Genomic DNA, 16,127 nt, shown 5'->3' with positions numbered 1-16,127 from the left:
AAAACAAAACGAAATTTCATATTTTCATCCGTTATTAAGTTGAAAATGAATAATATTTTTATGTAATATATTTACTGTATGAATGTGGAAATTGAGATGAAACAGAAATTTTATACAAGATTATTCATACTAAGCACATATGGAAAGTTATGAAATGTTTTATAACAATAAGTAAGTACTGTAGCAATTAAATTTGAGAGAGGTGGTTAGCATATGAATCACGATGAGAACGTTCGTTATTTTTAACCATCTCAAATAATGTACAAGAAAATAGAATAATAAAATGCAATAGTAATAGTTGCTAATACATAGGAGGAGTTAAAGTGAAAAAAACTTTAATTACAGGGTTATTGGTTACGGCAGTATCTACGAGTTGCTTCATTCCTGTAAGCGCTTACGCCAAGGAGGGGCAAACAGAAGTGAAAACAGTATATGCGCAAAATGTAATTGCTCCAAATACATTATCCAATTCAATTAGAATGCTAGGATCACAGTCACCGCTTATACAAGCATACGGATTAGTTATTTTGCAGCAGCCAGACATTAAGGTAAATGCGATGAGTAGTTTGACGAATCATCAAAAGTTTGCAAAGGCGAATGTAAGAGAGTGGATTGATGAATATAATCCGAAGCTAATCGACTTAAATCAAGAGATGATGAGATATAGCACTAGATTTAATAGCTATTATAGTAAGCTCTATGAACTAGCAGGAAAACTAAATGAAGATGAACAAGCAAAAGCAGATCTTACAAGCGCATATGGAAAATTACAATTGCAAGTACAAAGCATCCAAGAGAGTATGGAACAAGATTTATTAGAGTTACATCGATTTAAATCTGTATTAGACAAAGATAGTAACAACTTATCAATTAAAGCTGATGAAGCAATAAAAACACTGCAAGGATCAAGTGGAGATATTGTGAAATTAAGAGAAGACATAAAAAGAATTCAAGGGGAAATCCAAGCTGAACTAACGACTATTTTGAATAGACCTCAAGAAATTATTAAAGGTTCTATTAATATCGGTAAACAAGTATTTACAATCACAAATCAAACTGCACAAACGAAGACAATCGATTTTGTTTCTATCGGTACTTTAAGTAATGAAATTGTAAATGCTGCAGATAGTCAAACGAGGGAAGCCGCTCTTCGTATTCAACAAAAGCAAAAAGAGCTATTACCACTTATTCAAAAGTTATCACAAACTGAAGCAGAGGCGACTCAAATTACATTCGTTGAAGATCAAGTAAGTAGCTTTACAGAACTAATTGATCGCCAAATTACAACTTTAGAGACGTTATTAACGGATTGGAAAGTTTTAAACAATAATATGATCCAAATTCAAACAAATATTGAAGAAGGCACGTATACAGACAGTAGTTTACTTCAAAAACATTTCAATCAACTTAAAAAAGTAAGTGATGAAATGAATAAGCAAACAAATCAATTTGAAGATTACGTTACAAACGTTGAAGTACATTAAACAGAAAAATAATTAGCGATATAGGGAGAGAAGAAAAATGACAAAAAAACCTTATAAAGTAATGGCTCTATCAGCACTTATGGCAGTATTTGCAGCAGGAAATATTATGCCGGCCCATACTTATGCAGCTGAAAGTACAGTGAAACAAGCTCCAGTTCATGCGGTAGCAAAAGCTTATAATGACTATGAAGAATATTCATTAGGACCAGAAGGCCTGAAAGATGCAATGGAAAGAACAGGTTCAAACGCTTTAGTAATGGATCTGTACGCTTTAACAATTATTAAACAAGGTAATGTTAACTTTGGGAATGTATCGAGCGTTGATGCAGCTTTAAAAGGAAAAGTGATTCAGCATCAAGATACAGCTAGAGGAAATGCGAAACAATGGTTAGATGTATTAAAGCCACAGCTTATTTCAACGAATCAAAATATTATTAATTACAATACGAAATTCCAAAACTATTATGATACGTTAGTTGCTGCAGTTGATGCAAAGGATAAAGCAACTCTTACGAAAGGTTTAACTAGATTATCAAGTAGTATTAATGAAAATAAAGCGCAAGTAGATCAGTTAGTGGAAGACTTGAAGAAATTCCGAAATAAAATGACGTCGGATACTCAAAACTTCAAGGGAGATGCAAATCAAATTACATCAATCTTAGCTAGTCAAGATGCTGGAATTCCGCTTCTGCAAAATCAAATTGCAACGTATAATGAAGCAATTAGTAAATATAATGCAATTATTATCGGTTCATCTGTTGCGACAGCTTTAGGCCCAATTGCAATTATCGGTGGTGCAGTAGTTATTGCTACTGGTGCAGGAACGCCGCTAGGAATCGCATTAATTGCAGGTGGTACAGCAGCTGTAGGTGGTGGAACAGCTGGAATCGTATTAGCGAAGAAAGAGCTTGATAATGCACAAGCAGAAATTCAAAAGATAACAGGACAAGTTACAACTGCGCAATTAGAAGTAGCAGGATTAACGAATATTAAAACGCAAACGGAATATTTAACAAATACGATTGATACTGCAATTACAGCATTGCAAAACATTTCAAATCAATGGTACACAATGGGATCAAAATACAATTCTTTACTTCAAAATGTAGATTCAATTAGTCCAAACGACCTTGTGTTCATTAAAGAAGATTTAAACATTGCGAAAGATAGCTGGAAAAACATTAAAGACTATGCAGAAAAGATTTATGCTGAAGATATTAAAGTAGTAGATACGAAAAAAGCATAATAACGATTAAACTGTTATAACATTATGTATAGATAACTGATTATCATAAAATAGAGGGCTCCTGTTCAGTAGTGAGCAGGAGCTCTTTTACCTCTAACGTTTCATATCCTCATAAAAAGAATAGGTGATAAGTATGCGTAATAATTTCTATAAAAAATGCCTTTTAACGATAATGATTGCTGGAGTAGCAACAAGTAATGCGTTTCCTTTACATCCTTTTGCAGCAGAACAAAACGTAAAAACATTACAAGAAAATGCGAAAAACTATTCTCTCGGACCAGCAGGGTTCCAAGATGTAATGGCGCAAACGACATCGAGCATATTCGCAATGGATTCATATGCAAAATTAATTCAAAATCAGCAAGAGACTGATTTGAGTAAAATAAGTTCAATTAATAGTGAGTTTAAAGGAAATATGATTCAGCACCAAAGAGATGCAAAAATTAACGCGGCATATTGGTTAAATAATATGAAACCTCAAATTATGAAAACGGATCAAAATATTATTAATTACAATAATACTTTTCAAGCGTACTATAATGACATGCTAGTAGCGATTGATCAAAAGGATAGCGGTAAATTAAAAGCGGATTTGGAAAAGTTATATGCGGATATTTTAAAGAATCAAAATGAGGTAGATGTATTATTAGGGAATTTGAAAGCTTTTCGCGATAGAATGGCGAAAGACACAAATAGTTTTAAAGAGGATACAAATCAATTAACAGCAATTTTGGCTAGTACGAATGCAGGTATTCCAGCATTAGAGCAACAAATAAATACATATAATGATTCAATCAAAAAGAGTAATGATATGGTTATCGCTGGTGGTGTACTTTGCGTAGCGTTAATAACATGTCTTGCTGGCGGACCGATGATTGCAATTGCGAAAAAAGATATTGCAAATGCAGAAAGAGAAATAGCCAATTTAAAGGATAGAATTTCAGGAGCGCAAGCAGAAGTAGCAATTTTGACTGATGTAAAAAATAAAACAACAAATATGACAGAAACAATTGATGCAGCAATTACAGCACTGCAAAACATATCAAATCAATGGTATACAGTAGGAGCAAAATATAATAATTTACTACAAAACGTAAAAGGAATAAGTCCTGAAGAGTTTACGTTTATAAAAGAAGATTTACATACAGCGAAAGATAGCTGGAAGGATGTAAAGGATTATACAGAAAAATTACATGAAGGTGTGACGAAGTAAACAGTGGACTAGTTCTACTGTTTATTTTTGTATCCCGTTTTTTGTGGAGAGCCGAGCATGTAATTTTACCGATAAGTTTGCCGTCTGTTTTATCAATGTAGCTTTGGGATAATGTTTGGTCAAATTGATACTAATAGCCGCGATAAACTCTTGATCCCGCTTTTTATATTTAATGTTTTAAGGGAAAAATCTATACTATAAGCAAAACTAAAAATTGGAAAGGGAATACTAGAACATGGAAAATTATTTATTATTTATCCTTACAGCAATCCTAATCATAATAATGCCTGGTCCCGGTTTTGCCTTAGTTACAAAAAATACTATCTCGCATGGTAGAAATGGTGGGATGAAGACCGTCTAATGTAGAAGTACACCTAGTATTAAAATAACTATTAGTAAAGGTAAGTTTTTAATCAATTTGAATCCCTCTTTCAAACGAAATATCTTTATATGATTATATTGAAAAAAATATGTAATTAATTATAAGATAGTTATCTATGAGAATTTAACTTGTTTTTCGTTTTGGGATGTTAAAAATTCTTAAGTTGATGGGCATGGGATAGCACCACATGCCCATCAACTTAAGAACAGGAACTTACGCTTGAACATAATATCAAATTTAGATGAGCAAAGCTCTATTTCAAGTGAATAGAATTCACTCTTTAAGAATACATAAAATATATACATACAAGCTTAGTCTGATTACTACATCATTAGTGAAAGTGGGATTCTATATATTTTGGAGGAAGAAATATGCAAAAAAAGGTTCTCCTGTTTACAGATTTGGGGATTGATGATGCGTTTGCTATACTGTACACCTTTTTTCGTAAAGACATTCAACTTGTAGGGATTGTAGCCGATTATGGAAATGTATCAAGAGAAAATGTAATAAGAAATATTAACTATTTGAAGTACATTGCGGGAAGAGAAGAGATACCTGTATTCCTTGGTGCTTCTGTACCGTTGACAGGTATATTGATTCAGTATTTCCCTGAGGTACATGGAAAAGTCGGATTAGGGCCTATCATTCCCCCTGAAATTTCATATCCAGTTTATCCTTTAAATGATATTTATCAAATTATAGAATCAAATTTAGAAGATCTTACAATTATCAATTTAGGAAGACTTTCTTCGCTAGCTACGACTTTTGTATTGAATTTAGAAACAATGCGAAATGTAAGAGAATGCATTTGCATGGGGGGAGCTTTTTTCTATCCAGGTAACGTAACTGCTGTGGCTGAAGCTAACTTTTACTCAGATCCTTATGCAGCAAACTTAATTCTGCAGCATGCAAAGAACTTAACAATTATTCCTTTAAATGTGACTCAACATGCGATTGTTACACCCGAAATGGTCCAGCAAATCGATGCATTTCATCGGAATACACAGGATCTTGCAGGACTCATCATCAAACCTATGCTAGACTATTATTATAAATTCTACTCCAAGTCTAATCCAGGTATAAGTGGAAGTCCTATGCATGATTTTGTAACAGTGTGGTATTTGCTGAATCAAGAGGCTGTTGGTCTTTCAAGAGTACCCATTAAAGTAATTCCTGACCAAGGAGAAGGATTTGGTCAAAGTATTGCAGACTTTCGTTTTTCTACTAATCCAGGCTATAAAACGCATAATGTAGCTTTTCAGTTTGATTATGAAAAATTCAAGAAGGATATTATGGAAACGTTCTTAAAGAAGAGAGTGTAACAGACTTTATTAATTTCAGATAATACGGATTATCTGAATGAAATGCCACTTTAACGTACAGGAATTCGACTTTATTAGGTTAAATTTCGCTTAGTATATAAAATTTCAAAATGTTGGCTGTATCCCACCACTATCAAGCTAACAAAACACCCCCCCTAAAATGAAAAAATCCGCTGACTTCTCAAAGTAATTAACTGTAGTGAAAGAAAATTTTTATTTTGGGGTTACATTAAAACTTTAGCTTGATGGCCGTGGGTTTCGCCATCAAAACGCGAATTTCGTACGCTAAGGAATTTCTATGTTAAAAAACTTGGTTTTACCGTACATTAAAGAAGTTCCATAAACAATATTTAATGTTTGTTATTGAAGGGTTTTGTTATCGTTACTATAGAAAGAACAAAAAGAATGAATATAAATCGATTTACCTGCTTCAAGATCATCTATAATGAGTTTCTGAAGCTACACAATAAAGTTTCATTGTAAATACTAAGTGGAGTAGAAGTTTAGGTGGATAAAATTCGGTAGTCGAAATTTCTTGCATAAAGCTGTATAATGCTTGTAACGAAAGGGAAATACAGGAAAGGATTTGTATTGAGGTACTATGGATAAAGATAAACAACAATTAAGCGTAGAAGTGGCAAGATTATATTATCAATCAGATTATAGTCAGCAAGAAATTGCTAACAAATTAAATATCTCAAGACCGACGATCTCTAGATTATTAAAGTACGCAAAAGAAAAAGGATTTGTTCAAATTAGTATAGCTGATCCATTTGCTGATTTAGATAACGTTGGGAATTTACTTAAAGAAAAGTACAACTTGTTAGAGGCACATGTTGTGTTTTCTCCAGTACCAGAATATGCAACGATTACGGAGTATATTAGTAAGTATGCTGCTGAGTATATGGAAAAGACAGTGAAAAACGGTGATATCGTTGGTGTAAGCTGGGGAATGACGATGTATGAAATCGCCAGAAAAATCGTACCTCAACATGTAAAAGGGGTAGAGGTTGTCCAATTAAAAGGTGGCATTAGTCACTCAAGTGTAAATACATATGCGAATGAGACCATCGCTTTATTTGCAGAGGCTTTTCAAACGACACCAAGAAATTTACCACTTCCAGTTATATTTGATAATGCGGTGACAAAAGAATTAGTAGAGCAAGATCGACATATTCATCACATTATTGAAATGGGGAAACAAGCAAATGTTGCGATTTTCACTGTTGGTACAGTGCGTGATGAAGCGTTATTATTCCGATTAGGATATTTAGAGAAGGATGAAACGAACATTTTGAAAAAACAAGCTGTCGGTGACATTTGTTCACGTTTCTTTGATGGAGACGGAAATATTAGTAGCGAAGAAATTAATAAGCGTACAATTGGAATTGAGTTAGAGGAACTTAAATTAAAGAAACGTTCTATTTTAGTTGCAGGTGGCAATAGAAAAATAAAAGCAATTGATGGTGCGTTACGCGGTGGGTATGCAAATGTATTAATTATCGATCAGCATACAGCAAAAGAATTGTTACATTATCAAAAAGGTTAGAAATAAAAGGCTTTCTCAAAATATTAATTTTGAGAAAGCCTTTTATTTTTAGTATGAATAAATCAATGTGTAGTACCTTGTAAAGTATTTGTAAGGAACGCTCTTTGATTGATCTCCTTTTTCAAAAATTAGTGAGTTAGCCATAATATCTCTATCTACAAAAGTCCATCCATCTTGCTCCATCATATTGATAAAAGGCTCCATTTTTCCGCGCTTTACTAAGTAGGGGTATTGATTATCTATCGGTTCTACTTCCACCATTTCTTTATTTTGAATAACCATCTTAGACATAGCTAAAGCAAATGGAATGGGGTTTCCTTCTTGGAAAATAACATCCCTTTTATAAAAAATAAATATGGATAGTGAAGTGCATACTAGCAATGTGAATATAAAGAATTTTGACTTAAACAAGTGATTCACATCCTTTATTTACAAGCTTATACTACTTTCAATGTATTACAAGAAATTCCCTTCTGAAAAAGTATGAACAAAATTTCAAAAGTATATTTACATTTGTTCAACAAAGAGTTAGAATGAAGTTGTTAAAAGATATGAGGAGTGAAGATAATGAACATTGCAAAGTTAATTGACCATACAATTTTAAAACCAAATTCAACTAAAGAAGACGTTATGAAAGTAATCGAAGAGGCAAAGGAATATAAATTCGCTTCTGTTTGTATTAATCCTACATGGATAAAGCTAGCTGCTGAAGAATTAGCTGGGCATGATGTAGACGTTTGTACTGTAATCGGTTTCCCATTAGGAGCAAGCACTACTGAAACAAAAGCATTCGAAACAAAAGATGCTATCGCAAAAGGTGCAACTGAAGTTGATATGGTAATCAACGTAGGCGCTTTAAAAGATGGCGACAATGAGTTCGTTGAAAAAGACATTTATGAAGTAGTACAAGCAGCAAAAGGAAAAGCTCTTGTAAAAGTAATCATTGAAACTTGCCTATTAACAGATGAAGAGAAAGTACGCGCTTGTGAATTATCAGTAAAAGCTGGTGCTGATTTCGTAAAAACTTCAACTGGATTCTCAACTGGCGGAGCAACTGCTGAAGACATCGCATTAATGCGTAAAACAGTAGGACCAAACGTTGGTGTAAAAGCATCTGGCGGCGTTCGTACACGTGAAGATGCAGACAAAATGGTAGCTGCTGGAGCTTCTCGCGTTGGAGCTAGTGCTAGTGTTGCAATCGTATTAAATGATGCAAAAGGTGCTACAGATAACTACTAATTAATAAAGTGTGAAAAGCAATAGATACACAAAGTATAGTGTATCTATTGCTTTAACAATTGAAAATAATGTAAGCGGATACGAATGGGAGGAGACGGCTTATGAAATACTTAATCGGTGTTTTTGGCCTCGTATTGATTTTAGGTATCGCTTGGCTTGCTAGTAATGATAGAAAGAAAGTAAAATATCGTCCAATCATAACGATGGTTATATTACAATTCATTTTGGGGTTTTTATTATTAAATACAAGTGTAGGGAATATATTAATTAGCGGAATAGCAGATGGCTTTGGAGAGTTATTAAAATATGCCGCTGATGGTGTGAATTTCGTATTTGGTGGATTAGTAAATCAAAAAGAGTTTTCATTCTTTTTAAGTGTATTAATGCCAATCGTATTTATTTCAGCTTTAATAGGTATTTTGCAACATATTAAAGTATTACCTATTATTGTGAAATCTATCGGTCTAGCATTAAGTAAAGTAAATGGAATGGGGAAACTAGAATCATATAACGCGGTAGCTTCTGCGATTTTAGGACAATCTGAAGTGTTTATTTCAGTTAAGAAACAACTAGGATTATTGCCAGAGAAAAGAATGTATACATTATGTGCATCTGCAATGTCTACAGTTTCTATGTCTATCGTCGGATCATACATGGTGTTGTTAAAACCTCAATATGTTGTAACCGCTTTAGTTCTGAACTTATTCGGCGGATTCATCATTGCTTCTATCATTAATCCGTATGAAGTTACAGAAGAAGAGGATATGTTAGAAGTACAAGAAGAAGAGAAAAAGACATTCTTTGAAGTATTAGGGGGAATACATTATAGATGGATTTAAAGTTGCGATTACAGTAGCAGCTATGTTAATTGGTTTCGTTGCTCTTATCGCATTCATTAATGCAGTATTTAAGGGTGTAATCGGTATTTCATTCCAAGAAATTCTCGGTTATGTATTTGCACCATTTGCATTTATTATGGGTGTGCCTTGGCATGAAGCAGTTAATGCCGGAAATATTATGGCAACAAAATTAGTATCAAATGAATTTGTCGCTATGACAGATTTAGCACAAGGAAATTTTAATTTCTCAGATAGAACGACAGCGATTATATCTGTATTCTTAGTTTCATTTGCAAACTTCTCTTCAATTGGAATTATTGCAGGGGCAGTTAAGAGCTTAAATGAAAAGCAAGGGAATGTAGTCGCAAGATTTGGCTTGAAATTACTTTTCGGTGCAACATTAGTAAGTTTCTTATCAGCAACAATCGTGGGCTTATTATTTTAATAGATTCATATAATATGAAAAGGAATGGTGATTGTAATGAGAATGGTAGATATTATTGCAAAAAACGTGACGGCAAAGAATTAACGACTGAAGAAATCAAATTCTTTATTAATGGATATACAGACGGAAGTATTCCTGATTATCAAGTGAGTGCACTTGCAATGGCAATCTTCTTTAAAGATATGACAGATCGTGAGCGTGCAGATTTAACGATGGCAATGGTGGAGTCTGGAGAGACGATCGACTTATCAGCAATTGAAGGAATTAAAGTAGACAAGCATTCAACTGGCGGTGTTGGTGATACAACTACATTAGTATTAGGACCATTAGTAGCTGCTTTAGACGTACCAGTAGCAAAAATGTCTGGTCGTGGTTTAGGACATACGGGCGGAACAATTGATAAATTAGAAGCGGTAGAAGGATTCCACGTTGAAATTACGAAAGAGCAGTTCATTGATATTGTAAACCGTGACAAAGTAGCTGTTATTGGACAAACAGGAAACTTAACACCTGCAGATAAAAAGATTTATGCATTACGCGATGTAACAGGAACGGTTAACTCAATTCCTTTAATCGCAAGTTCAATTATGAGTAAAAAAATTGCAGCTGGTGCTGACGCAATCGTACTTGATGTAAAAACAGGTGCTGGCGCATTTATGAAAACAGAAGAAGATGCAAAAGAATTAGCGCATGCAATGGTACGTATCGGAAATAATGTTGGACGTCAAACTATGGCTGTTATTTCAGATATGTCACAACCACTTGGTTTTGCAATTGGTAATGCTCTAGAAGTGAAAGAAGCGATTGATACGTTAAAAGGTGAAGGTCCAGAAGATTTAACAGAATTAGTACTTGTATTAGGTAGCCAAATGGTTGTACTTGCGAAAAAAGCAAATACATTAGAAGAAGCTCGTGAAATGTTAATTGAAGTTATGAAAAATGGGAAAGCAACTGAGAAATTTAAAGAGTTCTTAAGCAATCAAGGTGGAGACAGCTCAATTGTAGATCATCCAGAAAAAATGCCACAGGCGAAGTATGTAATTGATGTACCTGCTAAAACTTCAGGTGTTATTTCAAACATTGTTGCAGATGAAATCGGTATCGCTGCGATGTTACTTGGTGCAGGCCGTGCTACGAAGGAAGATGAAATCGATTTAGCTGTAGGTTTAATGTTACGTAAAAAAGTTGGCGATGCAGTAAAAGAAGGCGAGCCATTCGTAACGATTTATGCAAATCGCGAAAATGTAGAAGATGTAAAAGCAAAAATTTATGAGAACATTTCTATCGCTGAAACAGCAGTGGCTCCTAAATTAGTTCATACAGTTATTACTGATTAATCATCATTACATTTACTTTGAGGAGGAAATAATATGGATAAGAAAAAATATATTGAAGAAGCAAATAAGATGTTATCAAAAGCATATATTCCGTATTCGAAATTTCCCGTTGGTGCAGCATTAGTTACGAAAGAAGGTAAAATCTATACTGGTTGTAATATAGAAAATGCTTCTTACGGCTTATGTAACTGTGCAGAAAGAACAGCAATCTTTAAAGCAGTATCAGAAGGTGAGCGTGACTTTAGTTACCTAGTCATTACAGGCGAAACCGATGGACCAATTTCACCATGTGGTGCATGTAGACAAGTTATTGCTGAATTTTGTGATCCGAAAATGCCTGTTTTACTAACGAATGTAAAAGGTGATGAAAAAGAAGTGACGGTTGAACAGTTATTACCGGGTGCTTTCACAATTGAAGATTTAAAATAAGTAAAAGCCATTCCACAAGGAAAAGTTGTGGAATGGCTTTTTTGTTTTAAAAAAATAGAATGTAACATTCTGTTCATATTCCGTTCATAAACATTACGTAAAATAATTGCAGCGGATATGGAAAACGACGATATGAATTGTCGTTCTACAGCAGGAGGAATATAATGAAAAAATTATATAATGCAGCATTCATGTACTTAATTATTGGTTTATTATCAGGTGTATTTGCAAGAGAGTATACAAAAGCACAAGGAATTAAAGGATCTACTATGTTACAGCTAGTGCATACGCATGTATTAGTATTAGGGTTCATATTCTTTTTGGTTGCATTAGCTTTGTTTAAAGTGTTTCATGTACAAGAAACAAAAAGCTTTCACGTATGGTTTATTGTTTATAATGCAGGATTAATTTTTACTATCGCTACGATGGTATTTAGAGGTCTTCTACAAGTAAACGGAACAGACTTTAACGGTTTAAGCCATATGGCTGGATTAGCTCATGTCATTATTAGTGTCGGGCTTGTTTGGTTTATGATTTTGCTAAAAAAGTCTTTTAAATAGATAGGAGTGGAGAATATGAGTTTAGCACTTTTATCAAGTATCGTAGCAGTTTGTATGGCTGTTGGAGTGATGTTTCTTCGCTTTAAGGCAGCGAAAAAACCGGTAACGAAAAAGAAAATTATATTACCGCCAATCTTTATGAGTACTGGCGCATCGATGTACTTCTTACCAGAGTTTCGATTAACATCGTTAGAAATAGTAGAGGCAATTAGCGTAGGACTTATTTTCTCTATATTTCTTATTAAAACATCTAAGTTCGAAATAAAGGGCGAAGATATATATATGAAACCGTCAAAAGCGTTCATATTTATTTTAGTAGGCTTATTAGCTGTACGGGTAGCATTAAAATCATATTTAAGTCAATCGATTGATTTGGCGCAATTAAGCGGGATGTTTTTCTTACTTGCTTTTGCGATGATCGTATCGTGGAGAATTGCTATGTATCGCTCGTATACTAAATTAGAAAAGACAATAAAAAGAGCTGGAATTTCTATATAGGAATTCCGGCTCTTTTTATGTTTTATACGATTGTTTTTTTAGCCTTGATTTCATTTGCTTAATTTTAAACGTATTTGAGCATCTTGTAATGCGACTGGTGTAACGTTAAGACCATTTTGATCAACGATTTTTGTGTTTAATAAAATGGAATCTAAGCTTCCACGAAATGTTTTTGTATAGTTTTGACGCAACATTTGTTGTTCTTGTTTTTCATTAACTGTTAATCCAGATGCTTTTTCTTTTTTTGATAATTCGTTAATACGGAATAAAATGTTTTGCATTTTGTTCACCTCTTATTTTAATTTAAATTAGTTACTTACTAATTTATAGTTATTTTATCCTATCTTTTAGAAGATGTCAATGCTCCTAAAAAACAACTGAACAACATAGGTAAAAGAATAGTTTACACATATGATAATGAAGGTTTAACTTTTTATATGAATACTATTAATTGACGAAAAATTATAACAATAATAAAATGAATAACAGAGGATAATTATTTTTAAAAGCATACATAGAACGCTAGGGGGATTATTATGAAGTCAACATTTTTTGCTCAAAATAGAGAAAGATTAGTAAAAACATTACCGGAGGAATCGGTTACTATTTTATTTGCTGGACAAGCACCTCATATGTCAGCTGATGCACATTATAAATTTATACCGAATCGAAATTTTTATTATTTAACGGGGATCGATGAGCCGAATGTTATTTTCATGTTAAAAAAGTTTGGGAATAGTGTAGAAGAGACTCTCTTCATTGAAAAATCAGATCCGGTGCTTGAAAAGTGGGTTGGAAAAACAGTTTCTAAAGAAGATGCAGAACAAATTTCAGGTATAAAAAAAGTTGTATATATAGAAAGCTTTGAAAAGACAATGGCAAATACACTTTTCACAGAAAATGTGAAACATGTGAATTTAGATTTGGAACTTCGTGAGTGGAAAGGTACAGAGACGAAAACGTTAGCGTTTGCTAAACATGTAAGAGAACAATATCCACACGTTACAATCGGTAATGTATACCCAAACATTTGTGAATTACGAGTGTTTAAAACAGAAGAAGAAATTGAAATTATTAAAGAAGCTATCGCTGTTACTAAAGAGGGTATTTATAACGTGCTGAAGCATGCAAAAGCAGACATGATGGAATATGAATTAGAAGCTCATTTTGATTTTACGTTGAAATCATCTGGCATTAAACATCATGCATTTAATACAATTTTGGCGAGTGGTAAAAACGCTACTGTGCTGCATTATGAAGATAATGATGCAAAAGTGGGACAAGGTGATCTAGTACTGCTCGATTTAGGTGCTCAAAAAGACTACTATAATGCTGATATTAGTTACACATTCCCAGCTAGTGGAACATTCTCTAGTCGCCAAAAGCAAATATATAATATCGTGTTAAAAGCATTAAAAGAAACAACGGAACTTATTAAGCCAGGTTTAAAATTCGCTGCATTAAATGAGCATACAAAAAAGGTGCTAGCAGAAGAATGTAAAGCAATTGGTTTAATTCAAGAAGACGAGGAATTAACGAAATATTATTATCACGGTGTCAGCCACTTCCTTGGTTTAGATACACATGATGTAGGAACGTACAAAGATAGAGTATTAGAAGAAGGTATGGTTATTACGATTGAACCAGGTATATATATTGAAGAAGAATCAATTGGGATTCGTATTGAAGATGATATCCTTGTAACAAAAGATGGCTATGAAAACTTGTCAAAAGATATTATTAGAACAGTTGAAGAGATTGAAGGGTTTATGAGTAACAATAATGTAAATGTAAAAGAAGATGAAGTTGTTACGAAATAATAATTAGAAGAGGCGCTCAGTTTTGGGTGCCTTTTTATTTTGCTTATTTTATATCTCCATATTTTCTTGAAAATTGCCTTCTATAATAATCTTGAAAAAGAAAAAGGAGGGATTTTCCATGAAGAGATTTGTATTAACAGCAGTTACAGTCTCCGTAATATCTTTAATCGTTGCGTGTTCTGCGACCACAAATACAACAAATGCTCATAAAAATATGAATGATAAAAAAACAAAACAGACTGAAACGGCTACAAAGCCATTGAAAGTTATAAAAGGGACAGAGGTTACTTTAGTAGCGAAAGAAGAAAAACAAAAGCTAAGTAGCGGTGTTATTGTTCCAGTCTGGACATTTAATGGTTCATCCCCAGGTCCAGAAATCAGGGTAAAAAAAGGTGAAAAGGTTAAAGTGACATTAAAAAATGAATTACCTGCGCCAGTATCTATTCATTGGCATGGGTATCCTGTCCCAAATAACATGGATGGAATTCCAGGCGTGACACAAGATGCGGTTGAATCAGGAAAAAGTTTCACCTATGAATTTGAAGCGAACGTACCAGGAACGTATTGGTATCATTCACATCAAGATTCTGTAAATCAACTAGATAGAGGCTTGTATGGCGCTCTTATTGTAGAGGATACAAATGAAAAGTATGATAAAGATTACACATTAATGTTAGATGAATGGGTAACTGATAAAGAAGAAATTAATAAGCAGTTAAAAGAAATGACAAAAGGGCCAACAGGTAATAAATCTAAGGGTAATGAAAATACGAAAAAGAATGATGATATGAAAGGCATGGGTCATTCCGGTATGGACATGAAGAGTGATAAAAAAGACTCTGGCAATATGGCAGGCATGGATCATGGAAATATGAAGATGGAAGGTCATGATATGAGTATGTATGACTTATTCACAATCAATGGTAAAAGCGGTGATTTAGTAGAGCCCTTAAAAGTGAATGAGGGTGATAAAGTTCGTCTTCGACTCGTTAATGCGGGTTATTTATCACATGATATACACGTTCACGGTCATGATTTAAAAGTAATTGCAACAGATGGTCAACCAATTAATTATCAAAAAGTTATAAAAGAAAAAGTAATTTCAATTGCACCGGGTGAACGTTATGATGTTGAATTTACAGCTAACAATCCTGGGAAATGGTACGTTGAAGACCATTCAGAAAATAAGGATGCAAAAGGAATGAAAGCTGTTATTGAATATGAAGGTAGTAAAGATATAAAAGATAAAGCAAACGAAAAAGAAAAACTACCAAAATTAGATATGACGAAATATGGTGCGAAAAAATTAGGTAGTTTCACGTTAGACCAGCAGTATACTGCCACATATAATATGGATTTGAATACGCAAATGAATGGAAATGAAATGGTATATACAATTAACGGAAAAGTATTTCCAGATATTGATCCAATTCCAGTAAAAAAAGGTGACTTAGTAAAAGTAAAATTAGTAAATCGCTCTAAAGCGGACGATCATCCGATGCATTTACACGGTCATTTCTTCCAGGTGTTAAGTAAAGATGGGAAAACGGTAGAAGGTTCTCCAATTGTTAAAGACACTTTGAACTTAAAACCAGGAGAAGAATATGAAGTAGCCTTTGTAGCAGACAATCCAGGTGAATGGATGTTCCACTGTCACGACCTACATCATGCTTCAGCGGGGATGGTAACAGAAGTGAAATATACAGATTATAAATCTGAGTATGTTCCAAACCCTAACATTCCTAATAAGCCAGAATAACATAA

Annotated in this window: 13 protein-coding genes and 3 pseudogenes; 14 read left to right on the top strand and 2 right to left on the bottom strand. The window is 33.7% G+C overall.

Going from position 1 to position 16,127, the window contains the following annotated elements; all coding sequences use genetic code 11:
- Positions 1 to 323: 323 nt before the first annotated feature.
- The 6 genes and pseudogenes from nheA to CDB3_RS15040 all read left to right on the top strand — a co-directional run bounded on the left by nheA (position 324) and on the right by CDB3_RS15040 (position 7,196).
- Positions 324 to 1,484 (top strand): non-hemolytic enterotoxin NHE subunit A, encoded by a 1,161-nt coding sequence (nheA, locus tag CDB3_RS15065; RefSeq protein WP_128855053.1) that lies wholly within the window; start codon positions 324 to 326, stop codon positions 1,482 to 1,484.
- A gap of 37 nt (positions 1,485 to 1,521) precedes the next feature.
- Positions 1,522 to 2,730: a non-hemolytic enterotoxin NHE subunit B gene (gene nheB / locus CDB3_RS15060; protein WP_071745130.1), complete on the top strand. Its 1,209-nt coding sequence runs from the start codon at positions 1,522 to 1,524 to the stop codon at positions 2,728 to 2,730.
- A 133-nt stretch (positions 2,731 to 2,863) separates the two neighbouring features.
- A complete protein-coding gene (gene nheC / locus CDB3_RS15055; RefSeq protein ID WP_128855052.1) occupies positions 2,864 to 3,943 on the top strand; it encodes a non-hemolytic enterotoxin NHE subunit C in 1,080 nt (359 codons plus the stop codon).
- A 235-nt stretch (positions 3,944 to 4,178) separates the two neighbouring features.
- Positions 4,179 to 4,301 (top strand): annotated as a pseudogene (locus CDB3_RS15050) (LysE family translocator); the annotation flags it as partial.
- Between the two features lie 395 nt (positions 4,302 to 4,696).
- On the top strand, positions 4,697 to 5,647 hold the full coding sequence (locus CDB3_RS15045; RefSeq protein WP_128855051.1) for a nucleoside hydrolase: 951 nt from the start codon (positions 4,697 to 4,699) through the stop codon (positions 5,645 to 5,647).
- Positions 5,648 to 6,248: 601 nt separating this feature from the next.
- Positions 6,249 to 7,196: a DNA-binding transcriptional repressor DeoR gene (locus CDB3_RS15040; protein WP_128855050.1), complete on the top strand. Its 948-nt coding sequence runs from the start codon at positions 6,249 to 6,251 to the stop codon at positions 7,194 to 7,196.
- A 48-nt stretch (positions 7,197 to 7,244) separates the two neighbouring features.
- Here the strand turns inward: CDB3_RS15040 and CDB3_RS15035 are convergent, their stop codons facing one another.
- Positions 7,245 to 7,607, bottom strand: a complete 363-nt coding sequence (locus CDB3_RS15035; protein WP_128855049.1) for a hypothetical protein — start codon at positions 7,605 to 7,607, stop codon at positions 7,245 to 7,247.
- 156 nt (positions 7,608 to 7,763) lie between these two features.
- Here CDB3_RS15035 and deoC point away from each other — a divergent pair, with 156 nt between their 5' ends.
- The 6 genes and pseudogenes from deoC to CDB3_RS15005 all read left to right on the top strand — a co-directional run bounded on the left by deoC (position 7,764) and on the right by CDB3_RS15005 (position 12,543).
- Positions 7,764 to 8,435, top strand: a complete 672-nt coding sequence (deoC, locus tag CDB3_RS15030; RefSeq protein WP_098889637.1) for a deoxyribose-phosphate aldolase — start codon at positions 7,764 to 7,766, stop codon at positions 8,433 to 8,435.
- A gap of 101 nt (positions 8,436 to 8,536) precedes the next feature.
- Positions 8,537 to 9,719, top strand: a pseudogene (locus tag CDB3_RS15025) (NupC/NupG family nucleoside CNT transporter).
- Between the two features lie 36 nt (positions 9,720 to 9,755).
- Positions 9,756 to 11,056 (top strand): annotated as a pseudogene (locus CDB3_RS15020) (pyrimidine-nucleoside phosphorylase).
- A 33-nt stretch (positions 11,057 to 11,089) separates the two neighbouring features.
- Positions 11,090 to 11,485, top strand: a complete 396-nt coding sequence (locus tag CDB3_RS15015) for a cytidine deaminase (RefSeq protein WP_000358534.1) — start codon at positions 11,090 to 11,092, stop codon at positions 11,483 to 11,485.
- Between the two features lie 164 nt (positions 11,486 to 11,649).
- Positions 11,650 to 12,045: a DUF2871 domain-containing protein gene (locus tag CDB3_RS15010; protein ID WP_097831492.1), complete on the top strand. Its 396-nt coding sequence runs from the start codon at positions 11,650 to 11,652 to the stop codon at positions 12,043 to 12,045.
- Between the two features lie 15 nt (positions 12,046 to 12,060).
- A complete protein-coding gene (locus CDB3_RS15005) occupies positions 12,061 to 12,543 on the top strand; it encodes a CcdC family protein (protein WP_128855047.1) in 483 nt (160 codons plus the stop codon).
- A gap of 50 nt (positions 12,544 to 12,593) precedes the next feature.
- Here CDB3_RS15005 and CDB3_RS15000 read toward each other — a convergent pair whose 3' ends face one another.
- Entirely contained in the window at positions 12,594 to 12,824 is a 231-nt protein-coding gene (locus CDB3_RS15000; protein ID WP_128855046.1) for a DUF896 domain-containing protein, read from the bottom strand.
- A 255-nt stretch (positions 12,825 to 13,079) separates the two neighbouring features.
- Between CDB3_RS15000 and CDB3_RS14995 the strand changes: the two genes are divergently transcribed.
- Positions 13,080 to 14,363: an aminopeptidase P family protein gene (locus tag CDB3_RS14995; protein WP_128855045.1), complete on the top strand. Its 1,284-nt coding sequence runs from the start codon at positions 13,080 to 13,082 to the stop codon at positions 14,361 to 14,363.
- 118 nt (positions 14,364 to 14,481) lie between these two features.
- On the top strand, positions 14,482 to 16,122 hold the full coding sequence (locus CDB3_RS14990; RefSeq protein WP_128855044.1) for a multicopper oxidase family protein: 1,641 nt from the start codon (positions 14,482 to 14,484) through the stop codon (positions 16,120 to 16,122).
- Positions 16,123 to 16,127 lie beyond the last annotated feature (5 nt).

It is taken from the genome of Bacillus sp. CDB3 (genome assembly GCF_002081505.1).
In the GTDB taxonomy this organism is placed as follows: domain Bacteria; phylum Bacillota; class Bacilli; order Bacillales; family Bacillaceae_G; genus Bacillus_A; species Bacillus_A cereus_AT.
Note: the sequence above shows the minus strand (reverse complement) of the source record. Positions and strands in the feature narration are given on the sequence as shown.